This is a genomic window from Mycobacterium celatum, assembly GCF_002101595.1.
In the GTDB taxonomy this organism is placed as follows: Bacteria; Actinomycetota; Actinomycetes; order Mycobacteriales; family Mycobacteriaceae; genus Mycobacterium; species Mycobacterium celatum.
This window is the reverse complement of the sequence record NZ_LQOM01000025.1, coordinates 244,686-269,540: the sequence shown is the minus strand read 5'-3', so window position 1 is coordinate 269,540 and position 24,855 is coordinate 244,686. Positions and strand designations below refer to the sequence as shown.

Sequence of the window (24,855 nt, the reverse complement as noted above, 5' to 3'; positions counted from 1 at the left end):
ACGACCCTGGACGCGATCTCGATGACCCGCCCGAGGCGTTCCACACTGGTTGCGGTCGGAGTGCTTCTGGTGGCCGCCCTGCTGGCCGCGGCGGCGGTGCTGCTGGACATCTCGGCCACCCCGCGCGGCGGCAAAACCGCGGTGACCGTCCGACTGTGGGACGAGCAAGTCGCCGCGGCCTACCGGCAGTCGTTCGCAGCGTTCACCCGAACCCATCCCGGCATCGAGGTGCGCACCAACGTGGTGGCCTACTCCACCTACTTCGACACCCTGCGCACCGACGTGGCCGGCGGCAGCGCCGACGACATCTTCTGGTTGTCCAACGCCTACCTCGCCGCCTACGCCGACAGCGGACGGCTGATGAAAATCGACGCGAAGCCGGACTGGGAACCGTCTGTCGTCGACCAGTTCACCCGTTCCGGAATTCTGTGGGGGGTGCCGCAACTGACCGACGCCGGCATTGCCGTGTACTACAACGCAGACCTGCTCGCCAGGGCCAGCGTCGACCCCGGTCAGCTCAGCACCGTGCGGTGGCGCCCCGACAACGGCGACACCCTGCGGCCGTTGCTGGCTCGGCTCACCCTCGACGCCAACGGGAACAGCGCTGGCACAGCGGGTTTCGACGCCGGGCGGGTACGGCAATGGGGCTACAACGCGGCCAACGACCCGCAAGGCATCTACCTGAACTACATCGGGTCGGCCGGTGGGGTATTCCAGAACGGCGACCGGTTCGCGTTCGACAACCCCGGCGCCCGCACCGCGTTCGGCTACCTGGTCCGATTGATCAACGACGACCACGTCGCACCGCCGGCCTCGGACACCAACGCCAACAACGACTTTTCCCGCAACCAGTTCCTGGCCGGCAAGATGGCGCTGTTCCAGTCCGGCACCTACAGCCTCGCGGCGGTGGCCGGGCAGGCCGGCTTCCACTGGGGAATCGCGATGCTGCCGGCCGGCCCGAATGGCCGGGTCAGCGTCACCAATGGCATTGCCGCGGCAGGTAATTCGGCTTCCAAGCATCCAGATGCGGTTCGGCAGGTGTTGGCCTGGATGGGCAGCAAACAGGGCAACGAATACCTGGGCCGCCAGGGCAGCGCCATCCCCGCGGTCCGGCCGGCGCAGCGGGTCTACTTCGACTTCTGGGCCGGCAAGGGCGTCGACGTCACACCGTTTTTCGCGGTGCTGAACGGACCGCGGATCTCGGCGCCGGGCGGGGCGGGTTTCCCCGCCGGCTACCAGGCCCTCAAACCGTACTTCGACGAGATGTTCCTTGGCCGCGGCGACGTGGCGACAATCGTGCGCGAAGCCCAGGACGCGGCCAACGCCGCGGCACGCCGCTAAGCGCCGAGCATCAATTCCGCCGCCAGCGCAGCGGCGCACACCACGGCGGTGATCGAAAGTGCCACCCAGTCAGCCAGCTTGGGCCGCGACGGGGCAGCCGAGATCTGGCCGGTGCCGCCGCGGGCGGTGATCGCGTCGCCCATCTCGTCGGCGCGCCGCAGCGTCACGGTGACGGCCGTCGCGAGCAGGTCGACCAACTCCACCCAGCGGCGTCGCCGACGCCCGCGCCGGGTCCGCGGTACCTGCCTGGGCCGCAACCGGCGAGCGGCGTACAGCACCCGGAATTCGTCGATCAGCATCGGGAAAGCCCGTAACGCCAGCGCCAGCGCGATGGCCCACTCGTCGACCGGAATCCGCAAGATCCGCAGCGGACGGCCCAATGTCGCAACGGCAGGCGCGATCTCGGCGACATTGGTGGTCCACGACACCATCGCACCCAGGCCGAGCAGCACGATCGACAGCGCGGTGATGCGCAGGAAGTTCAGCAGCCCGCCGAGTCCCAGGGAGAGAGCGCCCAGGTGAATCACCGGGTCGCCGCCGGCCAATGCCGCGGTGATCCCGCCGAACGCCAGCATGATCCACAACCAGGGCGGCACCGACGGCAGCGCACCCCGCGGAATGCGGGCGGCGCGGGCCGCCGCCAGCACCAGCGCGGCCACCAGCGCGATCGACGCCCATCCCGGATAGAACGTCATCAGCACCGAAATGCCGAATACCACAATCAGTTTGGTGCCGGCCCACAGGTCGTGGACGGGTGAGCCGTGCGGCACCGGACGCAACAGCACGACCGGGCGCGACGGCCGGCGGGTGGGCGCGGCGGTCGTCATGACACACCTCCGGCAGTCGCCGATGCCGCTTCGAGCATGCCGTCGCGCAGATGCAACGTGCGCGGGCACAACTCCTCCATGCCGGCAAAGTCGTGGGAGATCACCACCACGGTCAGCCCTTGGTCGCGGCGCAGATCCTCCAGCAGCCGCAGCAGGCCGCGCTGACTGACCGCGTCCAGCCCGGCGAGCGGCTCGTCGAGGATCAACGCCCGCGGCGACCGGGCCAACAGTCCGGCCAGCACCACGCGGCGCATCTGGCCGCCGCTGAGTTGGTCGATCCGCCGTTGTGCCAGCGCAGCGTCCAGTCCGACCACGACCAGCGCGTTCGCGATCCTCTCGTGGTCGTCGGGCGAAAAGCCCGCCGCCGAGGCCACTTCCCGATCTACCCGGCTGCGCATCAGCTGCAACCTGGCCGCTTGGAACGACAACGCCACCGCGCCGACCTGCTCGTGGGTGGGTCGCCCGTCCAGCAGGCAGGTGCCGCTGGTCGGCACCGTCAGCCCCGCCATGATCCAGGCCAGCGTGGACTTACCGGATCCGTTGCCGCCGTGGATCAGAACCCCGTCGCCCTGATACACCGAGAAGCTGACGTCGCGCAGCGCGGTCTTCTGCCACGGTGTGCCACTGCCGTATTCGTGGCCGACGCCGGCCAGTTCGAGCACCGGCGTGGTGTCCGAGTGGTCGACAGGGGTGGCTGCCGGCGCGGCCGTCGTCTCGACCATCTCGGTATTGTCCGGTGAATCGCTGAGATTGATTGTGCGGTCGGCGGATTGGGCCTCGTCGTTGTAATGCGTGATGTGGATCAGGGCGGTGCGGTGCCGCTCGGTCAAGCCGGACATGATGCCCAGCAGCGCTTCGCGGCCCCGCTGGTCGACCATGCTGGTGACCTCGTCGGCGATCAGCAGCGCCGGCTCGCGCGCCAGCGCGGCGGCCATGGCCAGCCGTTGCAGTTCGCCGCCCGAGAGGCTCCCGGTGTCGCGTTCGGCGAGCCCGTCGAGCCCGACTTCGGCCAGCAGCCGGTCGACGTCGGTGGTGGTGCCCGGCGGCAGTCCCCACACCACGTCGTCGCCGACCCGGGTTCCCAACACCTGGCTCTCCGGGTGTTGCATGATGACCGCGGTGCCGCCCAGCCGACCCAGCCCGACCACACCCGGACGTTCGACGCTGCCTGACGTGGGTTCCCGCCCGGCCAGGATCAACATCAGCGTGGTCTTGCCCGAACCGTTGGCACCAGTGACCGCGACGTGTTCGCCGACGTCAACCTCTAGGCTCACCGGCCGCAGCGCGTCCTGGTGCGTGCCCGGATACCGATAGCGCACCCGATCCAACCGCACCGGAACCGGTGCGATCGGCCCGGTTTCGACCAACGCGTCGAGTTTGTGCACGTCGGGCACGCCGCGCATCCGATCCAACACCCGCGACAGCGCCCACCAACCGATCAGCGACACGATCATGATCGATATGACGAAGTTGGCCAGCAGCAGCCACGGCCAGTAATGCGCCGCGGCGGCGAAGAAGCGCTTGAGGTCGGCGGCGGACTGCTCCAAACCCGACCGCGCCATGACCGCCGCGATCCCGTCGACGTTGGCGGCGACCGCCGCGAAGATCAGGTGCCGAAGCCGGGCCAGCACCGCCAGCGCGGCCACCACCGCCGCGCCGAACACCGCGCCGGCAACCAGGGACGCGGCGATCACGGTCGGAGTGCCGCGGCGGCGGCGCTTGACGATCCCGGTGAGCCCGCCGATGTACGCGCTGTGGACGACGGTCATGAAGCCGCCCATGCCCGCGATCAGGAAGGCGATGATTCCGGCGGCCACGGTCGCAGCGATCAGGACACGTAGCCGGTAGCGGTAGGCCAGCAGGCCCATCGGGACGGTGCCCAGCAGCGCCAGACCGGCCGCGAACGGGACGACCACCGCGATGATCGCGGTCGCCGCACACAGGGCGGCCATCACCGACGCCTGCGCAAGTTCGTGCGGGCGCAGCGATCGCGCCCGTCGCGCGGGAGTCGCTGTGCCGGCGGCGGTCATTTCACTGATTCTGCCAGTTGTCGCCGGGTGTGCGGTGTTCGCACGCCGTGCCGTCCGCCCGGTGTTTGCCGCCGCGAACTCGCCCGACACGTGGTGTATATAGCCAAGCTATGCAATTATGGAGGCATGACGTCATCCGCCACGGCCCGGCCCGGTCCGGCCCGCGACCCCGGCGAGGCCGTGCCGGGTCTGGGCGCGGATTTGCTGGCAGTTGTTGCCCGGCTCAACCGCTACGCGACCCAACGCGTCCAGATGCCGTTGCCGGCGGCCCAGGCGCGGCTGCTTGCCACCATCGAAGCCCAGGGCGAGGCACGGATCTGCGATTTGGCCACCGTGGATCACTGCTCGCAACCCACGATGACCACCCAGGTGCGACGGCTGGAAGACGCCGGCCTGGTCACCCGGTCCGTCGACCCCGGCGACGCTCGGGCGGTACGCATCCGGATCACGCCGGAGGGGATGCGCACCCTCAACCGGGTTCGGGCTGATCGGGCGGCCGCGATCGAGCCACAGCTCGGCCGGCTCGAGCCCGCCGACCGCAAGACGCTAGCCGAGGCCGTTGCCGTCCTGCATCGGCTTCTCGACGACGCCGCGCCACCAACTCGCCCGCGCTGACCGCCCGGCCGCCGAGATTCTGGGCGCATGATGGCGGGTAGACAAACCGTTGATCGGCCCAAAACGATGGGTGCGAAAGGTGGTGAACTATGCGGCCGGAGGCGCAGGCTTCCCCGTTGACCGTCTGGGTCGGATCGAAGCGCTACACCTTCCCCGCCGGCCGCGACGTGACGGTCGGCCGCGACACCCGCTCGGATATCCACCTCGACGGCATGGAGCCCACCACCTCGCCCACCCACCTGGTGCTCCACCACGACGGCCGGCAGTGGGTGGCGCTGGATCGCAGCCAACACGGCATCTACGTCGACGGCGTGCGCATGTCGACCGTCTTCATCCGTGACGGCCGGGCCATCACGCTAGGTGATCCGCGACACGGCCCGAAGCTGGTGTTCCAACTGGCCACGCCCGCCCCGCCGCCACCCCGCAGAGGCGCGCCGGTACCGCAGGCCGGGCCGCCGCCACGCGGGCGGCCGATGCCGCCTCCCCCGCCACCGAAGCGGCCCGTCCCGCCGCGGATGCCTGCATCCCCCGGACCGCCGCCACGTGTCCAGCCACCACCTGCCGACCAGCCGAAAAGCCCGCCCTCCCAGGCGCCTACACAGCGATTCCGCTTGCCGCGGCCACGGCAAGAACCGGCGCGGCCACCGGCCCCCGAGCCGCGGCCGGCCGCGCCGACGCCGCCTTCTCAATTGCCCACCACGCGTTTTCAGGCGCCACCGACGCCGGCGCCACCGCCGCCCGCGCCGCCGCCTCCACCACCACCGCAGGCCCCGCCACCGCCACCGGCGGCTCACCCGAAACCTCCTGAGCCGCAACTGGAATCGCAGCCGTCGCGGCCGCAGACCGCCCAGCGCAAGGGGCAGGACCTGGTCGGGCGCATGACCGGAGCCATGCAGCGGCTGATCCCGAATCGGCCGGCCCCGCGGCCGCACGAGACGGCCCCCACCAGCCGGTTGCCGCGCGCCGAGGTGGCCGGTACCGGGGGCCCGTCGCGCCCGGCGCCTAAACTCGGTGCACTGCATGCCCGACGCCTGACTTTGGGCATCGAGGGCCAACCGGTGCTCTCCGAAGTGTCGTTCACCGCTGCGCCTGGCACCTTGACCGCGATCGTCGGGCCGTCGCCAGCCGCCGGGTCCGCCCTGATCGATCTGCTCGGCGGCGCAGTGCGACCCACGGACGGCACAGTCACCGTCGGCGGCCACGATGTGCACGGTGAGTACGGCACGATGCGGCCCTACATCGGCATCGTGCCGCAAGCCGACCTTGTGCATCCGCAACTCACCGTCGAGCAAGCGTTGGGCTACGTCGCCGAATTACGGCTGCCACCAAGCACTTCGGGTGACGATCGCCGCAAAATAGTGGACCGGGTCATCGCCGAGGTGGGGCTGAATTCGCGGCGCACCATTCAGGTCGGCAGGCTCGCGATCGAACAGCGCAAGCGTGCCTCGCTGGCCTCCGAATTGATCACCGAACCGTCGCTACTCGTTCTGGACGAGCCCACCGCCGGCCTGGACCCCGAGGGTCAACAGCAGATTGTGGCGGTATTGCGACGGCTCGCCGACGCCGGGCGTGTCGTGGTGATGTCGACCACGGCGGTCGACCACGTCGGCGTGTGCGACCAGGTGTTGTTGCTCACCTCCGCCGGCACCGTCGCCTTCGTCGGCCCGCCGGCACAGATCGACGCCGGCTGGCCGGAGATCTTGGCGCAGGTCACCAGCGACCCCGACGGTGCCCACCAGAAATTCCTCGCACGCGGGCAGGAGCCGCCCGCTGCCGCGGAAACCGTTGAGCCGCTTGGCCCGCCGGAACATCTCGGGGTGTGGCGGCAAATCGTGGTCGCCGCGCGGCGGCAGGCCTGGCTCCTGGTCGGGGACCAGCGTTACCTGATCTTCTTGACGATCCTGCCGGCGCTGTTCGGCGCATTGGCGTTGGTAGTGCCCGGCCATGCCGGGCTGGGGCGAGCCGACCCGTACGGCGACAGCCCGGACGAGGCCGTCGAAATCCTGGTGGTGCTGAATCTCGCTGCGGTGGTGATGGGTACCGCGCTGGCCATTCGCGATCTGTTCCGCGAGCGCTGCATCTTCCAGCGCGAGCAGGCCGACGGGTTGTCGACGTCTGCATACCTGGCCGCCAAGGTCATCGTCTACGGTCTGGTGGCCCTGGTGCAGACCGCCGTCATCACCACCGCCGCGGTCGCCGGTAAGGGCGCACCGGTGAAAGGCGCGGTGCTGCTGGGCAGCTCGGCGTTCGAGCTCTATGTCAGCCTGGCGGCCACGGCGATTGTGTCGGTGATCGTCGCGCTGGTGCTCTCGTCGCTGGCGAGGTACGCCGAGCAGCTTGTGCTGATGACCGTGGTGTTGATCTTGCTGTCGTTGCTATTCTCCGGCGGGGCTTTTCCGCTGGCCGGGCGCTTCGGGTTGGAGCAGCTCGCCTGGCTGGTGCCGTCGCGGTGGGGTTTCGCGGCCGCGGCGTCCACCGTCGACGTCCACGCGATCAACCTGTTGGCCAGCTACGACGAGTCGTGGACCCATTCGGCCGGCTGGTGGCTGCTCGACATGGCTATCCTGATCGGGTTCGGTGTGGTGGGCGCCGTGCTCGTGCGGTGGCGGCTGCGTCGCGTCGAAACTACCGTCACACCGCCATCCCGATGAGCTTCCCCACGACATGGGTGGCGGCGATGGCGACGGCGCCGAACAGCAGTTGGCGCGACGCGCCCCACCAGATCGGCTTGCGGGTGAACCGGGTCGCCACGCCACCCGCGATCAGCAGCCCGATGCCCGCGCAGGCCAGTCCCGCCGCCAGCGACTCGAAACCGAGCAGGTAGGGGACCAGCGGGATCACCGCACCGACAGCGAACATCGCGAACGACGACAGCGCGGCGAGCCAGGGCGACGGCTTTTCGCTGGGGTTGACGCCGAGCTCCTGCGCCAGATGGAAGGTGATCGCGCCCTTCTCGTCGCGGTGGATCTCGTCGGCGGCGACCTCGGCGGTGTTCTCGGTCAGGCCCAGCTTCACCAACATGTCGACGAGCTCCGCCCGCTCGGCCTGCGGACGGGTCCGCAATGCGCGACGTTCGACATAGACCTCGGAGTCGATCTGCTCGTTGGCGGTGGTCACCGACGTGTACTCGCCCAGTGCCATCGAAAACGCGCCGGCCAGCAGGCCGGCGATACCACTGAGCACGACGGCCTGGGTGCCGGCACTGGCGGCCACCCCGGCGATCAGCGCCGAGTTGCTGACCAAACCGTCCATGGCACCGAAGCTGGCCGCCCGCAACCAGCCACCGCTCACATCGGAGTGGGTGTGACCGACGTCGTACTGGGTCATGGCGATATCTAAGCTCACCGGCCTGTCGGCGCCCCGATCGCGTTACGGTCAGTGGTATGACCACCATTGCCGAACATCTGCGCAACACGCTTGACGGGCGTTGGCGCGACGTGAAGAACCAGATGCGGGAGCGGCTCAGCGACGAGATCTTCGCCCCGCACTACACGCCCAACACGGTGATCGCCCGTACCAAGGTCGCGGAGCAGATGAAGATCATGGCGGACGCCGGCGCCGCCGACGACGGGTTCCGCAAGGAGCATGGCGGCACCGGCAACGTCGGCGCGGCGATCACGATGATCGAGATGCTGGCCATGTCGGACCTGTCGCTGATGGTCAAGGCCGGCGTGCAGTGGGGTCTGTTCGGCGGCGCGGTGGAGAATCTGGGCACCGAACCCCATCACGAACGGTATGTGCCGAAGATCATCAACCTCGAACTGCGCGGCTGCTTCGCGATGACCGAATGGGGTCACGGCAGCGACGTGCAGTCGCTGGAGACGACGGCCACCTACGACCCGGAGACGCAAGAGTTCGTCATCGATTCCGCGACCCCGTCCGCGCGTAAGGAGTACATCGGCGGCGCCGCCGAAACCGCCACCATCGCAGCGGTATTCGCGCAACTGATCACCGGTGGGGAGAACCACGGCGTGCACTGTTTTCTGGTGCCGATTCGCGACGCCGACGGCAACGACCTACCGGGTGTGACGACGTCGGACAACCACTACAAGGGCGGTCTGCCCGGTGTAGACAATGGCCGCATCGTGTTTGACCACGTGCGCGTACCGCGGGAGAACCTGCTGAACAAGTACGGCGATGTGGCGCCGGACGGCACCTACAGTTCGCCGATCGACAATCCGGGTCGCCGGTTCTTCACCATGATCGGCACGCTGATCCGCGGGCGGGTCTGTGTGGGCGGCAGCGCCGGCAACGCGGCTCGGCTGGCGCTGGACATCGCCACGCGATACGCGTTGCAGCGCAGGCAATTCAGCGCCCCCGATGGCGAAGGCGAGGTGCTGATCATGGATTACCTGGTGCATCAGCGCCGGCTGCTTCCGCTGATCGCCAAGTCTTATGCGCTGCAGTTCGCGCAGAACGAGCTGGTGGCCAAATGCCACGACATCCAGACCGCGGACGCCCCGGACGCCGAGGAGCAACGCGAACTGGAATCGCGCGCCGCCGGGCTGAAGGCAGCCAACACCTGGCACGCATCGAAGGCCATCCAGGAAGCCCGCGAGGCATGCGGCGGCGCCGGTTACATGGCCGAGAACCGGCTGATCGCGCTGCGGGCCGACACCGACGTGTTCACCACCTTCGAGGGCGACAACCACGTGCTGACTCAGCTGGTGGCCAAGGAGCTGCTGACCGCCTACGCCGACGACATCCGCAGCATGAGCCCGGTGGAGTGGGTTCGCTTCGCCGCCAACGCCGTTAGCGATCGGGTGATGAAACGCACCGCGGCCGAGGCGATCATGCAGCGGATCATCGATGCCCGGCAAGACAGCGAGGAAGAGGGCAGCCTGTTCAACCGCGGCACCCAGGTCAAGATGTTCGAGGACCGCGAAGAGTACCTGCTGTCCTCGGTGGCGCGCCGGCTGCAGGCCAAATCCAACGAGATGTCGGCGTTCGACGCGTTCAACGCGGTGCAGGATCACGTGCTGCACGCAGCGTCCGCACACATCGACCGGGTGGTGCTGGAGGCGTTCGTCGCGGGCATCGACTCGTGCGAGGACGAGAAGGCCCGCGAGATCCTCGATCTGGTGTGTGACCTGTACGCGTTGACGGTGATTGAAGACGACAAGGCGTGGTATATCGAGCACCGGTATCTGTCCACCGAGCGGGCCAAAGCCGTCACCCGCGGCATCAACGACCGGTGCCGCCGGCTGCGACCTTACGCCGAAACGTTGGTCGACGGATTCGGAATCCCCGAGTCGCTGCGCTACGCCGAGATGCTGCATCCGGAAAACCTGCCGGAGTGATTCGCGCCACGCCGGCGCGCGCAGGCAAGCTTGGCGAAAACTGGGAATTCGCGGGGGGTTTGGTGAATCCCCTGCAACGATCCGCCAGCTGAGCCCACCTCGGCGGTAGGTTGATTACGCACCCGCTCGGCGGGGGTTAACTCGCAGTTTCGTGCCGATCACCACGGTGCTGCCGTGCCGGCGAGAAAGCCGTAAAACCTGCGCAACCTCGCCTCACCGATCTCGAAACAACCCCGCTGCACGCTGGTGCGCAGCTGCCGCTTGCACATCGAGGAGGACGCGCCGCGTGGGGTCGGACACTGTCGACAGTTTGTGCGCCTACTGCGGTGTGGGATGCGGCATGGTCTTGCAGGTCGACACGGATCCGCACAGCGGGCAGCGACGGGTGGCCAAATCGACCGGGCAGAAGACACATCCGACCAACTTCGGCCGGTTGTGCACCAAGGGCGCAACCACCGCGGAGATGCTTGCCGCGCCGGGCCGCATGGACTCGGCGTACCGGCGGCCCCACCGCGACGAGCCGATCGAGCCCACCGACGTCGACGCCGCGATCACCCAATGCGCGCAGCGACTCCGGGCGATCGTTGACCAACACGGGCCCGACGCCGTCGCGCTGTACGTGTCGGGGCAGATGTCGCTGGAGGCCCAGTACTTGGCGAACAAGCTGGCCAAGGGCTTCATCGGCACAAACCAGATCGAGTCCAACTCGCGGCTGTGCATGGCCAGCGCCGGTTCCGGTTACAAGCTGTCCCTGGGCGCCGACGGGCCGCCCGGCTCATACCAGGATTTCGATCGCGCCGACCTTTTCTTCGTCATCGGCGCGAATATGGCCGACTGTCACCCGATCCTATTTCTGCGGATGATGGACCGCGTCAAGGCCGGCGCCAAACTGATCGTCGTCGACCCGCGGCGCACCGCGACCGCCGAGAAGGCAGACCTGTTCCTGCAGATCGCGCCCGGCACCGACCTGGCGCTGCTCAACGGACTGCTGCACCTGATCGTCGAAAATTGTCACATCGACGGCGAATTCATCGCCGAGTTCACCGAAGGCTGGGAGGTGATGCCGAGCTTCCTGCAGCAGTTTCCGCCCGACGTGGTCAGCGAAATCACCGGTATCCCCGAGGCGGACATCCGCACGGCCGCCCGCTGGATCGGCGAGGCCGCCAACTGGATGAGCTGCTGGACCATGGGCCTCAACCAGAGCACGCACGGCACCTGGAACACCAACGCGGTGTGCAACCTGCATTTGGCCACCGGCGCCATCTGCAAACCCGGCAGTGGCCCGTTTTCCCTGACCGGCCAGCCCAATGCGATGGGCGGCCGCGAAATGGGCTACATGGGACCGGGTTTGCCCGGTCAGCGATCGGTGACGTCCGAGGAGGACCGCGCATTCGTCGAGGCTGTCTGGGGCGTGCCCCGCGGCACGCTGCGCACCGAGGTGGGTGGCGGCACCATCGACATGTTCTCGCGCATGGCCGACGGGCAGATCAAGGCGTGCTGGATCATCTGCACCAATCCGGTTGCCACCGTGGCTAATCGGAAGACCGTGCTGGAGGGTCTGGAAAAGGCCGAGCTGGTGATCACCCAGGACGCATTTCTGGACACCGAGACCAACGAGTATGCCGACGTGCTGTTACCGGCGGCGCTGTGGACCGAATGCGACGGCGTGATGGTCAACTCCGAACGCAACCTCACCCTGTTTCAGCAGGCGCTCGAACCGCCGGGGCAGGCGTTGCCGGACTGGCGCATCGTCGCCCGAATCGCCTGCGAAATGGGATATGCCGAGGCGTTCAGCTATGACTGCGCCGAGGACGTGTTCGAGGAGATCAAGCGATTCTGGAATCCGGCGACCGGCTACGACCTGCGCGGCATCAGTTACGACCGACTGCGGCAGACCCCGGTGCAGTGGCCCTGCCCGCCCGGCAGCACGAATGACCGCAACCCCATCCGCTACGTCAACGACGGTGGGAGTCAGACGCAGCTTGTGCGAGACGACGACAGTGTGCCGCGCCTGGCATTTCCGACGCCCAGCGGACGCGCGATGTTCTTCGCCCGGCCGCACTTGCAGCCCGACGAGATGCCCGACGACGACTACCCTTTCCTGCTCAACACCGGGCGTCTGCCGCACCAATGGCACACGATGACCAAGACCGGCAAGGTCGCCAAGCTCAACAAACTCAATCCCGGCCCGTTCGTCGAAATCCATCCCCACGATGCCGCCCGGCTGGACATCGGCGACGACGATCCGGTCGAAATCGCTTCACGCCGTGGCCGTGCCGTGTTGCCGGCGGTGATCAGCGACCGGGTCCGGCCGGGCAACTGCTTTGCGCCGTTTCACTGGAACGACGCGTTCGGTGAATACCTGTCGATCAATGCCGTCACCAACGACGCTGTCGACCCAGTCTCGCAGCAACCGGAGTACAAGGCCTGTGCAGTCACCCTGACGAAAGTCGCCGCGGGCCCCGACCATCGTAATCCAGCGTCAGTCGATACGCCGCCCACGGAGGAGCTCAGCTTGTCGCAGGTGGACGCCCTCTCCGAACTCCTCGGCCAGACTGAGGAATTCGCGATCGAGTTCGATGAGCTGGAACGCCGCTACCTCGCCGGTCTGGTGACCGCGCTGCGAACCGAGGCCGGGCGCCGCACGCCCGGGGTGCCGACTCTGCCGCTGAGCGCGCCGTTCGAGCCGGGCAAGCGGATGTGGGTGGACGGTGTGATGGCGGGCCTCTTCTCCCGCAGCCCGATACCGGGCGGTCAGGATGCCCGCCCCGCCGACCCGGTTACCCCCAAAAGCCCTGCGCCAGAGCGTGACCCGGTCGTGCTGTTGTGGGCGTCGCAAACCGGCAACGCCGAGCAGTTCGCCGCCGAATGCGCCGCACAACTCGGCGCGGCCGGATTCCCCGTTGCACTGCACGCCATGGATCAATTCCCGAGGGCCGACCTGGCGACAACCAGGGAGCTGCTGGTCATCACCAGCACCACCGGCGACGGGGAACCACCCGATAACGGCACCGCATTCTGGGAGAAGCTGTCGGCAGACGACGCTCCCCGGCTTGTCGACACCCGTTATGCAGTCCTGGCTTTCGGCGATTCGAGCTACGCCGACTTTTGTGGTTACGGCCGCAATGTCGATGCACGCCTGGCCGAACTGGGCGGCGCCCGCATGCTTGACCGTGTCGACTGCGAACCCGACTACGAGGAGGCCGCCGCCGGATGGCTGACCGCGGTCCGCGAAGTCCTGACCAAAACGCCGATGCTCGTCGGCGGTGGTGCTACCGCGCCCGTGAGCACCACCGCCATCGTCGCGCCGGCCAAACCGGAACCGCAGCTCTACAGCCGCAAGCGGCCGCTGAGCACGCGACTGGTGCGCAATACCCTTCTCAGCGGCGCCGGTTCGACCAAGGAAGTGCGTCAGTTTGCGTTCGATTTGCCCGAGGGCACGCTGACCTATCACGCCGGTGACGCCCTGGGGGTGTGGCCGCGCAACAACCCCGCGCTCGTCGACGAGTGGCTGGAGGTCACCGGCCTGGACGGGAACACCACCGTCGAGGTACCCAACCATGGGTCGATGCGCCTGCGCACTGCCCTCACCGAACGATTCGAGATCGCCCGCATCACAGGCGACCTGCTGCGGTTCGTCGCCCAACGCAGCGGCAACGCCGAGTTGGCGGCCTTGGTGAAGCCGGAGAACAAGACGGCGCTCGCCGACTGGATGTGGGGCCGGCAAACCGTGGACGTGCTGGCCCAATCCCCCGTGAAGGCATCTGTTGACGAATGGTTGTCGGTGCTCAAACCGCTTGCACCGCGGCTGTATTCGATCTCCTCAGCGTCCGTCGACAATCCTCGGGAGGTGCACCTGACCGTCAGCGCCGTACGTTACGAGTGTGAGGGTGTCCCACGGGGCGGGGTGTGCTCGACGTACCTGGCCGATCACGCCGACGGCGACGAGATCGGGATTTTCGTGCAGCAGGCTAACCACTTCCGGCCGCCAACCGATCCGGACGCACCGATGATCATGATCGGCCCCGGGACCGGGATTGCACCGTTCCGCAGTTTCCTGCATCGGCGCCGCGTGCTGGGCCACCCCGGGCCGAACTGGTTGTTCTTCGGAGAACGCAACGCCGCCAGCGACTTCTACTACCGCGATGAGATCGAGGCGATGCACGCCGACGGTTTCCTCAGCGAACTCGACCTGGCGTTCTCGCGTGATCAGCCGGAGAAGGTCTACGTGCAGGACCTGATGCGCCGGCGCGGGGCAGAAATATGGCGGTGGCTGCAGGCCGGCGCGCACCTCTACGTCTGCGGCGACGCCCATCAGATGGCCAAGGAAGTCGACCGCGCGGTCCATGACATCGTGGAATGCCACGGCGCACTGGACGCCGAGGCCGCCAATGCTTACGTGCGGAACCTCTCCGCCGAGAAGCGCTACCAGCGCGACGTCTATTGAGATAGCTATCTCCTAAGCTGGCGTGGTTGTCACACGGAGCAAGGGAGTAGCCAGATGGCGTGGTTCCTCGCGCTGCAAGGAACGCCCCACGAGTCGCTGACCTACGAATTGCACAAGTCGGCGAACGTCGAGCGGATCGCCCACGAGATGAGCACGTCGGCGACCATCGATCGCGCCGTCGCTATCCCGGCCATTTTCCACAACCGCCCCGACCCGGTGAAGCTCTACGTTCGGCCCGCGGCCTGGGGCGCGTGGGCGTTCTCCGCATGCGATAGGTGTTTTCCGACGGACCGCTACACCTCGCTGTGGGCGTGCCGGTGGGTCAGAACTGCCGTACCGCCGCGTGGTGCTCAGATGACGGCTTGTCCTGGCCGGTGGTTTGCCCGCATCGGTCCTCTGTCCGGTGCGGGGCCCTGCCGGTCGTCGCCGGATCGCCAATCCGAGACCACGCCTCCCGATCGCGACCGCCGCCCCATGATGGGAAGTGACGGTAGCCGGGTCGGAAGTCTGCTGCCGCAAGGGTTGGATCCAATGCTGGGCTCCCCAGCGGCTGGTGTAGGCCGCATCGACCCCGATCACGTAGATGCCCCGGCGGGCCGCCATGCCAATCAGCCGTCTGCGGAACTTGGCGGTAGGGATACCGGCCACGGTGCGCCGCAACCGTTTTCCGCGCTTTCCCCGCCCTAGGGTTTCGCGGCCAGTGGCTCGGCTGTCGTTGAAGTCAAGGTTCTCAATCACGACTGCACGGCAATTGTGCTGCTGGGCCAAATTCAGAAGTGTGACGACGGCGGCGCGCACGCGCCCGTCGCGGTGAAATCCGGTGAGCCCCAAGGTAACGACCTCGATGCTGTTCGGTCCTCCAATCGGGTTGCCCGACGCGTCGAGCACACAGCAGGCCAAATGGTCAGCGTTTAAATCCACCCCTAGCACGCGTTCGGAACGCAGTTCCTCGAGGCCGGGTACCGGTTTGGGACTTGTCCTCCACGAGGCGTCCAAATACCAGCGGCCTCTTTTGGTATCCAAATGGACGTCGTAGCGCACTGCCTGCCGGGCTGCTACCCGCTCAGCCCATTCATCGCCGCCGTAAGCAAAATGCACCGGCTGTTCGATCACCACATGCGAGCCAAATTCCGCGGTCAATGCCGCGGGGACCTTGATCCGCAGGCAGCCTTCCGGATCGACGCGGATCGTCTCGTTGCCCCCGATCTTGCCCGCCTCGCCGTCGGCGGTGATGAACATCCGGGCCGCATCCCATTGCTGTCGCCATTGCAGCTCAGCCAAGTCGGAGTGAACAAGATTGTGGCGCTGGCGCCAGAGGCGTTTGCCGCCAACCACAATCGAGGGGCGACCCGCTGCCAATGCCTCCTCCGCGGCGTGCAGACGTTGCCGCAGTACAGCGAGTCGGCGTGTCTTGGTGAACCGCTCCGCCTTGCTGCGATAACCCCTCCGCACACCACTCCGGCGAGCCGACGCGATACGAGCATGATCCAGCTCTGCGGTGCTGCGTTCACCGGGGTTCAGCGCGCACCGCTCAGACAACACGCTCACCGCCGCTTTAAGGTCCGCGACATGGGCTATCAAACCCCGCATCCCCAACTGAAACTGGTCCTCCACGGCCCGGGTAATCGTCCCGGCCCATCGCGAAGAGGACACAGCGGTGACTGCGCGCTTACGCCCGGCCCGCCAAGCCGCTCGGGCAGCACCATCTAGGACACCGCAGCGGATGCGGCCCGCCAACTCAGCTCGATAGACGGACCCGAGGAATGCCCCGATTGTGGTCAAAGCCACAGCCTCGTCCGCGCTCACGTGAATTCTGGTACGAATGCGCACACCGCTCGGGGCTGCCGCCACCATCGGCTCAGCAATCCGCCGTAACCGCGCAGGTCTGCTCATGCACCACATGCTGGCAGTAACCACCGACAACATCGGTGCGGTCGGAACGCGATGTGGATCCAGCTACAACGCGGGCCTTCAGTGGCTCCCCTTCAGTGGCTCCCCCGGGTGGACTCGAACCACCAACCCTTCGGTTAACAGCCGAATGCTCTGCCAGTTGAGCTACAGGGGACTGCCCGTACGACGAGGGATGACTCTAGCTTACGGGCCCTCGGCTTCGCCAAGTCACCGCCGCCGCCGGGCGCCGGTCTGGACACGTGAGGCAGGATGGAGCCACGCACCGTTTTCTGGAGGGGGCCGCTTTGATCCGGTATTTCGTCGTGCTGGGACTGGGTTACGTGTTGGGCGCTAAGGCCGGCCGCCGCCGCTACGAGCAGATCGTCGGCACCTACCGCGCCCTGACCAGCAGTCCCGCCGCCAAATCGGTGATCGAGGCGGGGCGCCGCAAGATCGCCAACCGGGTCTCACCCGACGCGCGGATGGTGACGTTGACCGAGATCGACGAGGCGACCAGCGTCGTCGAGCCTCAACGGAACGCTCGCTAGCCCGCTGCTAGGCGGTCAGGTCGTCGCCGCTGGCCTGCTCGAGCAGGCTGCGCCGATAGGCCTCCATCGCAACCAGGTCACCGAACAGCGCGTGATACTCGTCGCCCTGCTCCACCGGTGACATCCGCTGCAGCTTGGACTTGACCTCGGCAATCTGGCGGCCCACCCAGACCTCCTGTAGCCGGGCCAGCACCCCGGCGATGTAGCGGGGCAGTTTGTCGTCGTCGTCGACCCGGATTGCCTCCACGCCCAGCTCGCTGATCAGCCCGGCAGCCGCCGGTGACGGGGCCTTTTGGCGCACCGCGTCCAGCCACTGCCCGCCGGTGATGCCGGCGCCGGTGCCGCCGGCCGCGTCGATAGCCCTGCGTACGGCGGCATAGCCGGGGTGGGTGAAGCTCTCGACGGTCAGCGCGTCGAAGACCGGGCCCGCCAGCGCCGGATACTGCAACGCCGACTTGAGCGCCTCACGCTGGGGCCACAGCGTCGGGTCGCGGGGATCGGGCCGTAGTGCGGCGGGCTCGGCGGTGTCGGCGGCGGTTGCGGTGCGACGGGGCTTCCCCCGGCCGCCCCCTTTGGCCTCCTCGCGCACCCGGCCGACCACCTGCGCCATATCCGCCCAGCCGACCCAGCCCGCGAGCCGGCGCGCGTACTCGTCGCGCAGCATCGGTTCTTTGATCTGGGCGACCATCGGCACGCAGCGCCGCAGGGCGGCCACCCGGCCCTCGGCGCTGTCCAGGTCGACTTCGGCCAGCGCGCTGCGGATCGCGAACTCAAACAACGGAGTTCGGCGTGCCACCAGGTCGCGCAATGCGCCGTCGCCGTGGGCCAACCGCAGGTCGCAGGGGTCCATGCCGTCCGCGGCCACCGCCACGAACGACTGGCCCGCCAGGTGCTGTTCACCCCCGAACGCCTTGAGCGCGGCGCCCCGGCCCGCCTCGTCGCCGTCGAACACGTAGATCAGTTCGCCGCGAAAGAAGTTGTCGTCCATCATCAGTCGGCGCAGCATCGACAGATGCTCGTCTCCGAACGCGGTGCCGCAGGACGCGACGGCCGTCGTCACGCCGGCCAGATGCATCGCCATCACGTCGGTGTAGCCCTCGACGACGACGGCCTGATGCCCCTTGGCGATGTCGCGCTTGGCCAGGTCGAGGCCGAACAGCGCCGACGACTTCTTGTACAGCAGCGTCTCGGGCGTGTTGACGTACTTGGCCTCCATCGGGTCGTCGTCGAACAGGCGCCGCGCGCCGAACCCGATCACCTCGCCGGCCGCGCTGCGGATCGGCCACAGCAGCCGCCGGTGAAAGCGGTCGATCGGGCCGCGGCGACCTTCCCGCGACAGCCCCGCGGCCTCCAGCTCCTTGAACTCAAAGCCCTTGCGCAGCAAGTGTTTTGTCAACGCGTCCCAGCCAGACGGCGCGAACCCGCAGCCGAAGTGGCGGGCGGCGTCGGCGTCGAAGTTCCGCTCGGTCAGATACTGCCGAGCAGGCGCAGCCTCCGTCGACTCCAGGGCTTCGGCGTAGAACTGCGCGGCGGCGGCGTTGGCGGCGATGAGTCTGCTGCGGCTGCCGCGGTCACGCTGCACGCTAGTGGCCGCGCCGGTGTAGGTGATCGTGTAGCCGATCCGGTCGGCCAGCAGTTCGACGGCCTCGACGAAGTTGACGTGCTCGATCTTCTGGACGAACGCGTAGACGTCGCCGCCCTCGCCGCAGCCGAAGCAGTGGAAGTGGCCATGGTTGGGCCGCACGTGGAAGGACGGCGACTTCTCGTCGTGGAATGGGCAGAGCCCCTTCAGCGAGTCGGCACCGGCGCGGCGCAGCTGGACGTAGTCGCCGACGACCTCGTCGATGCGGACTCGTTCACGGATGGCGGCGATATCGCGATCGGAGATACGGCCGGCCATCGGGTCAGTGTAGAGCGCATCCACTATTCCCATCCCCGCGAGCGTGCACAGTTGCACACGTTTCTTCGGCGTGTCGTGTACAAACACGCACGCTCGCCCGGAAAGGTGTTACGCCTCGATCCGTTCGAGCCGTCCTTCGGTATACGAGGCGATCTGGTCGACGATGACCCGCAGCCGGGCGGCGTCGTCGGCGGCGGTGTTGAACGCCGGCACGAACACCGGGTCGAGGGTTCTCGGTGCGCCCGCCAGCAGCCATTGCGCCACCCGGTGAATCCGCTCCCGCTGGGCGACCTGCATTTCCAGATGCCGTGGGTCGGACATGATGAACTGCAACGCCAGGATCTTCAGCACCGCGACTTCGGCGCGGACCAGCTCGGGCACGTGCAGTTCTGCCCGATAGCGGGCCAGCGGGCCGGGTCCCGCCGCCGCCCGGGTGGCCGCGATTGCCGCCGAAGCGAACCGGCCCACCAGCTCGCTGGTCAACCTTTTGAGCGCCACCGACGCCGCCAGGGTCCCGTCATACTTGCCCACCGCGGCGACCACCGGCAGCCCCGACAGCCGCTGCGCGGCGGCCATCAGATCGTCCGCACCCACCTTGGCCAATTCGCGCTCCCCCAGCTTGGCCAGCGTGGCGGCCTCGTCGTCGTCGGCGAGCACCCGCAGGTCGATGCGGCCGGAGACAACGCCGTCCTCGACGTCGTGCACCGAATACGCGACATCGTCGGCCCAATCCATCACCTGCGCTTCCAGGCAGGCCCGCTCGGTCGGCGCACCCTGTCGCACCCAGGCGGCCGGCTCGCCGTCGACGTCGTAGAAACCGAACTTGCGTCTGCGGTTGCCGCGGGTCCACGGGTACTTGGTCACCGCGTCCAATGCGGCCCGGGTCAGGTTCAGCCCGGCGCTACGCCCTTGCGAGTCAAGGACTTTGGGCTCGAGGCTGGTCAAGATCCGGAAGTTCTGTGCGTTGCCTTCGAAGCCGCCGCACGAGGCGGCAACGTCGTCGAGCGCCTGTTCCCCGTTGTGCCCGTAGGGCGGATGCCCGATGTCGTGCGCCAAGCCGGCCATGTCGACCAGGTCCGGGTCGCAGCCCAGCCCGATCGCCATCCCCCGCCCGATCTGGGCGACCTCCAGCGAGTGGGTCAGCCGGGTTCGCGGGGTTTCACTTTCCCGGGGCCCGACAACCTGTGTCTTGTCGGCGAGCCGGCGCAGCGCGGCGCTGTGCAGCACCCGGGCGCGGTCCCGGGCGAAGTCGGTGCGGTGCTGGCCCTCGGTGCCCGGCAAGCCGGCGGTCTTCGGTGCTTCGGGCACCAACCGCTCACGGTCGAACTCGCTGTAGGGATCCTGCGGGGTCATCGACGCTCAGTCTGCCAGCACAGTCCAGCCAGCATTAGATTGGCGAGCATGCGCGTTGTCCGCCTGCTGGCCGTGTTGCTGGCGACCCTGACCACCGGAGTGCTGCTGGCGCCGTCGGCCGCCGCGGAGCCGCCCTTCCGGCTCTCCGGTTACCTCACCGACAAGGCAGGCGCGTTGAGCGGCTCGGGTCGCGGCGCGGTCGGGTCGGCCGTGAACAAGCTCTACGGCGACCGCCACATCCGGCTGTGGGTGGTCTACGTCGACGACTTCTCTGGTCAGCCGCCGATGAACTGGGCCCAGAACACGTGGCGCGCCAGCGACTTGGACGGCAACGATGCGCTGCTGGCGGTGGCAACGGTCGACCACGCGTACGCGTTTTTGGTGCCGTCGAGCGTCAAAAGCGTCAGCTCCAGCCAGGTCGACGACTTGCGGCGCAACCAGATTGAGCCCGCGCTGCACCGCGGCGACTGGAGCGGCGCGGCGGTTGCCGCGGCCAACGGGCTCAACCCCGCGCCGGGCTCGCCGAATTGGGCGCCGCTGTTGATCGCGCTCGGCGTGGTCGTGATCGCGGTCCTGGCCTTGCTGCTGGTGATGCGGTATCGGCGGCGGCGCCGCCGCGCCGCCGAGTTGGAGGCGGCCCGACGCGTCGATCCGACCGACCCCGACGCGTTGGCCGCCGTGCCGTTGGGCGCCCTCGACGACTTGTCGCGGTCGATGGTGGTCAACGTCGACAACGCGCTGCGCACCAGCACCAACGAGCTGGCGCTGGCGGTCGAGGAATTCGGCGAACAGCGCACCGAGCCTTTCACCCGTGCCGTGGACAAGGCGAAACAGGCTTTGGCGCAGGCTTTTTCCGTCCGCCAGCAACTCGACGACGCAATACCGGAAACGCCGGCTCAACGGCAGGAGCTGCTGACCCGGGTGATCGTCTCGGCGGCCCGGGCCGATCGCGAACTCGAAGAGCAGCGCGAAGCTTTCGAGCAATTGCGCGACCTGCTGATCAACGCGCCCACGCGGCTCGACGGGCTCACCCAGCAGTTGGTTGAGCTGACCGCGCGGATTTCACCCGCCGAGCAGCGATTAGCCGCACTGCACAACGAATTCGACGCCGCCGCACTGACTTCGGTGTCCGGCAACGTCGCCTCGGCCAAAGAGCGGCTGGCCTTCGCCGAGCAGAACATCACCCGGGCGCGCGACCTGACGGCGCGACCGATCAGCGACACGCAGACCGGCCTGGTCGACGCCGTCCGCGCCGCCGAGTCGTCGCTGCGGCAGGCCCGCGCACTGCTCGACGCCGTCGACAGCGCCGAGAGCGACATCCACCACGCCGTCGCCACCTTGCCGTCGCTGATCGCCGACGTCCAGGCCGGTATCGAACAGGCCAACACGCACCTGGCCCAGAACCTCAAGGCGCCGCACGCCCGCGAACTGGCCGGTGCGCGCGATGCCGCGGTGAAGGCCGTCGACGCCGCCCGCACCGCGGGCTCAACCGATCCGCTCGGCGCGTTCACCCAGTTGACCAAGGCGGACGCCGATCTGGATCGGCTGCTGGACACCGTCGCCGAAGAGCAGGCCACCGCCGAACGGCTCAACCGCACACTGGAACAGGCGTTGTTCACCGCTCAATCGCGGGTGCGGGCGGTGTCCGAATTCGTCGACACCCGCCGCGGCAGCATTGGCCCGGAAGCGCGTACCCGACTCGCCGAGGCAAACCGGCAATTACAAGCGGCACAAGATAAACGACGGACCGATGTCAGCGACGCGATCGCCCACGCCAATAGCGCCGCGGCGCTGGCGGCTCAGGCGCAGTCGCTGGCCCACGACGATGTCCAGTCGGTTCAGCGCGCCTACGCCGGGCGATACGGTGGCAACGACATGGGCGCAATGATGGGCGGGATCATCATCGGCGACCTGCTCGGCGGGGCGATGCGCGGCGGTTACGGCGGCTGGGGCGGTGGCTGGGGCGATAGTGGCTGGGGCCCAACGTCTTTCGGTGGTTCGTCTGACGGCGGCTTCATGGGCGGCGGCGGCCGGTTCTAGCGCGGGCGCCCCTCCTTGCCGCGAGCGTGCGTGTCCCCGGTCGACACGCCGACGTTATCGCCGGGTTTGCGCACGTTCACGCCGCTCGCGAGCGGGCCAACTCCCATTCGATCCGTTGCACCATCTGCCAAGAACGGCGCCGTACATCGTCGGCCACAATCGACAGCGCGGTCCAACCGACTTCTTGCAGCGCAGTACGCTTTTGCCGATCACGGCGCAGGTCTTCGGGACCGCTGTGCCAGTCGAACCCGTCATACTCGACAGCCACCCGGCGGTCGGGCCAGGCGAAGTCGACCCGCCACGTCTGCCAGTTGCGGTCGACGATCTCGTATTGCAGCACCGGGGGAGGAAGCCCACCGTCGAGCATCGCCAGCCGCGCCTCGCTTTCCATCGGCGATTCCGATTCAGCGGCGGCCAGTGGGATCAGCTCCCGCACTTTCACGATTCCGCGTCGTCCGGCCTGACGGGCAGCCGCCGCGCGTAGCTGGCGCCGATCGCATGTACCGCTGCGCAGGGCGGCGTCCAGCGTTGCCAGCGCGCGCGGGCGACGCAGGCTACGTGCGACTTCCACTGCGGTCCAACCCGGTTCGGTCGCCGGTCTGCCGTCGACCATGCTCAGCGGCGCTCCCTCGCGGCGGTGCACCAACAGGCCGTCGGAGTTGCGTAGCTGATGGCCGACGGGGTTCAGGACGTGGAGGTCGATGCTATCTTCAGTGTCGAATCCGTAAGCGCGGGCGGCTGTTCCGAGACAGATCGCGACTCTCTCACCGGCGCGCAGGTCCAGGCCGCACAACCTGATCAAGGTGTCGGGATCTTCCCGGGCGTAGACCCCCGTCCACACGGAGGCGAGTTCCCCGCGGGCAACGCGCGCTTCGAATCCGGCGCGCCCGAGGTGTCGCAGCAATTGGGCAGTAGTCGCCACTCCGCCTTGGTTCGATAGGAGGGTGTCCAGGTCGTTGGGCATCGCTGGATCGTGCAGGCGCCGCGACTACCGCGGTAGCCAGGCCTGTGGATGGCGAGCGTGCGAGATCTACGAAAATTGCTCGGCGTGTCGGCCGCGGACACGCACGCTCGCGCAACAGGGCTCGCCCAAGAAGGGGCTAGCAGCCTTTGAGGCGCTTGGCCAGGTAGTCGGCGACGGCGTCGATTGCCACCCGCTCCTGGGTCATCGCGTCGCGCTCGCGCACGGTCACGGCCTGGTCGTCGAGGGTGTCGAAGTCCACCGTCACACAGAACGGCGTGCCGATCTCGTCTTGACGGCGGTAGCGGCGCCCGATCGCGCCGGCATCGTCGAACTCGACGTTCCACCACTGCCGCAACTCGGCGGCCAGGTCGCGCGCCTTGGGACTCAGATCGGCGTGCCGCGACAACGGCAACACCGCGGCCTTGACCGGCGCCAGCCGCGGATCCAGCCGCAGCACCGTTCGCTTGTCCATCCCGCCCTTGGCGTTGGGCGCCTCGTCCTCGCTGTAGGCGTCGATCAGAAACGCCATGAACGAGCGGGTCAGCCCCGCCGCCGGCTCGATCACATACGGCACGTACCGGGTGTCGCTAGCCTGGTCGTAGTACGACAGGTCGACACCGGAATGCTTTGAGTGCGTGGACAAGTCGAAGTCGGTACGGTTGGCCACACCCTCCAGCTCGCCCCACGGGTTGCCCTGGAAGCCGAACTTGTACTCGATGTCCACTGTGCGGTCGGAGTAGTGCGACAGCTTGTCCTTGGGATGCTCCCACAGCCGCAGATTCTCGGCGTTGAGGCCGAGGTCGATGTACCACTGCAGCCGGGTGTCGATCCAATACTGGTGCCACTCCGGCGCGGTCGACGGCTCGACGAAGAACTCCATCTCCATCTGCTCGAACTCTCGGGTGCGGAAGATGAAGTTGCCCGGGGTGATTTCGTTGCGAAAGCTCTTGCCGATCTGCCCGATACCGAACGGCGGCTTCTTACGCGCCGTCGTCACCACGTTGGCGAAGTTGACGAAGATGCCTTGCGCGGTCTCCGGCCGCAGGTAATGCAACCCCTCCTCGGTTTCGATCGGGCCGAGATAGGTTTTGAGCATCATGTTGAACTCGCGCGGCTCGGTCCACTGGCCGGGCTCGCCGGTCTCCGGGTCGCGAATGTCCGCCAGGCCGTTGGGCGGCGGATGCCCGTGCTTTTGCTCGTAGGCCTCGATGAGGTGGTCGGCGCGGTAGCGCTTGTGGGTGATCAGCGACTCGACCAGCGGATCGTGGAACACCTCGACATGCCCGGAGGCAACCCAGACCTCGCGCGGCAAGATGATCGACGAATCCAGGCCTACAACATCGTCTCGGGCCGTCACGACCGATTTCCACCACTGCCGTTTGATGTTCTCCTTGAGTTCCACCCCCAACGGCCCGTAGTCCCACGCCGATTTGGTGCCGCCGTAGATCTCCCCGGAGGGATAGACCAGCCCCCGCCGTTTGGCCAGGTTGACGACGGTGTCGATGACGGACGCCACGAGGTGGTGCACTCCTTGTCTACGGATGAGGGGGCGGTGAGCACCGTCATCGTAGCGAGCGACCCGGGATTCTTTGACATGCGT

Annotated in this window: 15 protein-coding genes and 1 tRNA gene; 7 read left to right on the top strand and 9 right to left on the bottom strand. The window is 67.8% G+C overall.

Annotation, left to right across the window (positions count from 1 at the left end; genetic code table 11):
• The first annotated feature begins 21 nt into the window (after positions 1-21).
• On the top strand, positions 22-1,341 hold the full coding sequence (locus AWB95_RS10725; RefSeq protein ID WP_062539873.1) for an ABC transporter substrate-binding protein: 1,320 nt from the start codon (positions 22-24) through the stop codon (positions 1,339-1,341).
• Here the strand turns inward: AWB95_RS10725 and AWB95_RS10720 are convergent.
• Both AWB95_RS10720 and AWB95_RS10715 read right to left on the bottom strand, forming a co-directional pair.
• Positions 1,338-2,168, bottom strand: coding sequence for a CbiQ family ECF transporter T component (locus AWB95_RS10720; protein WP_062541856.1), 831 nt, complete (start codon positions 2,166-2,168; stop codon positions 1,338-1,340). The genes AWB95_RS10725 and AWB95_RS10720 overlap by 4 nt on opposite strands.
• On the bottom strand, positions 2,165-4,198 hold the full coding sequence (locus AWB95_RS10715; RefSeq protein ID WP_085168181.1) for an ABC transporter ATP-binding protein: 2,034 nt from the start codon (positions 4,196-4,198) through the stop codon (positions 2,165-2,167). Before AWB95_RS10715 ends, AWB95_RS10720 begins: the two co-directional genes overlap by 4 nt.
• Positions 4,199-4,324: 126 nt before the next feature.
• On the opposite strand from AWB95_RS10715, the gene AWB95_RS10710 reads away from it, so the two are divergent.
• Positions 4,325-4,813 carry a MarR family winged helix-turn-helix transcriptional regulator gene (locus tag AWB95_RS10710; RefSeq protein ID WP_062541896.1) on the top strand — a complete coding sequence of 163 codons (489 nt, stop codon included), beginning with the start codon at positions 4,325-4,327 and terminating at the stop codon, positions 4,811-4,813.
• Positions 4,814-4,929: 116 nt separating this feature from the next.
• A complete protein-coding gene (locus tag AWB95_RS10705) occupies positions 4,930-7,464 on the top strand; it encodes an ATP-binding cassette domain-containing protein (protein ID WP_169714665.1) in 2,535 nt (844 codons plus the stop codon).
• Here AWB95_RS10705 and AWB95_RS10700 read toward each other — a convergent pair.
• Positions 7,445-8,140, bottom strand: a complete 696-nt coding sequence (locus tag AWB95_RS10700; protein WP_062541266.1) for a VIT1/CCC1 transporter family protein — start codon at positions 8,138-8,140, stop codon at positions 7,445-7,447. The two genes, AWB95_RS10705 and AWB95_RS10700, sit on opposite strands and share 20 nt — an antisense overlap.
• 56 nt (positions 8,141-8,196) lie before the next feature.
• On the opposite strand from AWB95_RS10700, the gene AWB95_RS10695 reads away from it, so the two are divergent.
• Both AWB95_RS10695 and AWB95_RS10690 read left to right on the top strand, forming a co-directional pair.
• A complete protein-coding gene (locus AWB95_RS10695) occupies positions 8,197-10,113 on the top strand; it encodes an acyl-CoA dehydrogenase family protein (protein WP_062541265.1) in 1,917 nt (638 codons plus the stop codon).
• A 340-nt stretch (positions 10,114-10,453) separates the two neighbouring features.
• Positions 10,454-14,560 (top strand): bifunctional nitrate reductase/sulfite reductase flavoprotein subunit alpha, encoded by a 4,107-nt coding sequence (locus AWB95_RS10690; RefSeq protein ID WP_062541264.1) that lies wholly within the window; start codon positions 10,454-10,456, stop codon positions 14,558-14,560.
• A gap of 12 nt (positions 14,561-14,572) precedes the next feature.
• On the opposite strand, the gene AWB95_RS22985 is transcribed toward AWB95_RS10690, so the two are convergent.
• Positions 14,573-16,174: a hypothetical protein gene (locus tag AWB95_RS22985; protein ID WP_139818480.1), complete on the bottom strand. Its 1,602-nt coding sequence runs from the start codon at positions 16,172-16,174 to the stop codon at positions 14,573-14,575.
• Between the two features lie 375 nt (positions 16,175-16,549).
• A tRNA-Asn gene (locus AWB95_RS10685) sits at positions 16,550-16,625 on the bottom strand.
• A gap of 130 nt (positions 16,626-16,755) precedes the next feature.
• On the opposite strand from AWB95_RS10685, the gene AWB95_RS10680 reads away from it, so the two are divergent.
• Complete coding sequence (locus tag AWB95_RS10680; RefSeq protein ID WP_062541263.1) at positions 16,756-16,998, top strand: hypothetical protein; 243 nt, start codon at positions 16,756-16,758, stop codon at positions 16,996-16,998.
• A gap of 7 nt (positions 16,999-17,005) precedes the next feature.
• Here AWB95_RS10680 and dnaG read toward each other — a convergent pair whose 3' ends face one another.
• Together dnaG and AWB95_RS10670 are read right to left on the bottom strand one after the other, a co-directional pair.
• Positions 17,006-18,898 carry a DNA primase gene (gene dnaG, locus AWB95_RS10675; RefSeq protein WP_169714667.1) on the bottom strand — a complete coding sequence of 631 codons (1,893 nt, stop codon included), beginning with the start codon at positions 18,896-18,898 and terminating at the stop codon, positions 17,006-17,008.
• Positions 18,899-19,006: 108 nt separating this feature from the next.
• On the bottom strand, positions 19,007-20,251 hold the full coding sequence (locus tag AWB95_RS10670) for a deoxyguanosinetriphosphate triphosphohydrolase (RefSeq protein WP_062540825.1): 1,245 nt from the start codon (positions 20,249-20,251) through the stop codon (positions 19,007-19,009).
• Between the two features lie 48 nt (positions 20,252-20,299).
• On the opposite strand from AWB95_RS10670, the gene AWB95_RS10665 reads away from it, so the two are divergent.
• Positions 20,300-22,291 carry a TPM domain-containing protein gene (locus tag AWB95_RS10665; RefSeq protein ID WP_062540824.1) on the top strand — a complete coding sequence of 664 codons (1,992 nt, stop codon included), beginning with the start codon at positions 20,300-20,302 and terminating at the stop codon, positions 22,289-22,291.
• A 76-nt stretch (positions 22,292-22,367) separates the two neighbouring features.
• Here AWB95_RS10665 and AWB95_RS10660 read toward each other — a convergent pair whose 3' ends face one another.
• Together AWB95_RS10660 and AWB95_RS10655 are read right to left on the bottom strand one after the other, a co-directional pair.
• A complete protein-coding gene (locus AWB95_RS10660; protein WP_062540823.1) occupies positions 22,368-23,255 on the bottom strand; it encodes a type IV toxin-antitoxin system AbiEi family antitoxin in 888 nt (295 codons plus the stop codon).
• Between the two features lie 136 nt (positions 23,256-23,391).
• Positions 23,392-24,783, bottom strand: a complete 1,392-nt coding sequence (locus AWB95_RS10655) for a glycine--tRNA ligase (RefSeq protein WP_099539535.1) — start codon at positions 24,781-24,783, stop codon at positions 23,392-23,394.
• Between the last annotated feature and the right edge of the window lie 72 nt (positions 24,784-24,855).

Bases quoted from the DNA above. Each gene is read 5' to 3' on its own strand.
- AWB95_RS10725 (WP_062539873.1), top strand. From the start codon at position 22: ATGACCCGCCCGAGGCGTTCCACACTGGTTGCGGTCGGAGTGCTTCTG.
- AWB95_RS10720 (WP_062541856.1), bottom strand. From the start codon at position 2,168: ATGACGACCGCCGCGCCCACCCGCCGGCCGTCGCGCCCGGTCGTGCTG.
- AWB95_RS10715 (WP_085168181.1), bottom strand. From the start codon at position 4,198: ATGACCGCCGCCGGCACAGCGACTCCCGCGCGACGGGCGCGATCGCTG.
- AWB95_RS10710 (WP_062541896.1), top strand. From the start codon at position 4,325: ATGACGTCATCCGCCACGGCCCGGCCCGGTCCGGCCCGCGACCCCGGC.
- AWB95_RS10700 (WP_062541266.1), bottom strand. From the start codon at position 8,140: ATGACCCAGTACGACGTCGGTCACACCCACTCCGATGTGAGCGGTGGC.
- AWB95_RS10695 (WP_062541265.1), top strand. From the start codon at position 8,197: ATGACCACCATTGCCGAACATCTGCGCAACACGCTTGACGGGCGTTGG.
- AWB95_RS10690 (WP_062541264.1), top strand. From the start codon at position 10,454: ATGGTCTTGCAGGTCGACACGGATCCGCACAGCGGGCAGCGACGGGTG.
- dnaG (WP_169714667.1), bottom strand. From the start codon at position 18,898: ATGGCCGGCCGTATCTCCGATCGCGATATCGCCGCCATCCGTGAACGA.
- AWB95_RS10670 (WP_062540825.1), bottom strand. From the start codon at position 20,251: ATGACCCCGCAGGATCCCTACAGCGAGTTCGACCGTGAGCGGTTGGTG.
- AWB95_RS10665 (WP_062540824.1), top strand. From the start codon at position 20,300: ATGCGCGTTGTCCGCCTGCTGGCCGTGTTGCTGGCGACCCTGACCACC.
- AWB95_RS10660 (WP_062540823.1), bottom strand. From the start codon at position 23,255: ATGCCCAACGACCTGGACACCCTCCTATCGAACCAAGGCGGAGTGGCG.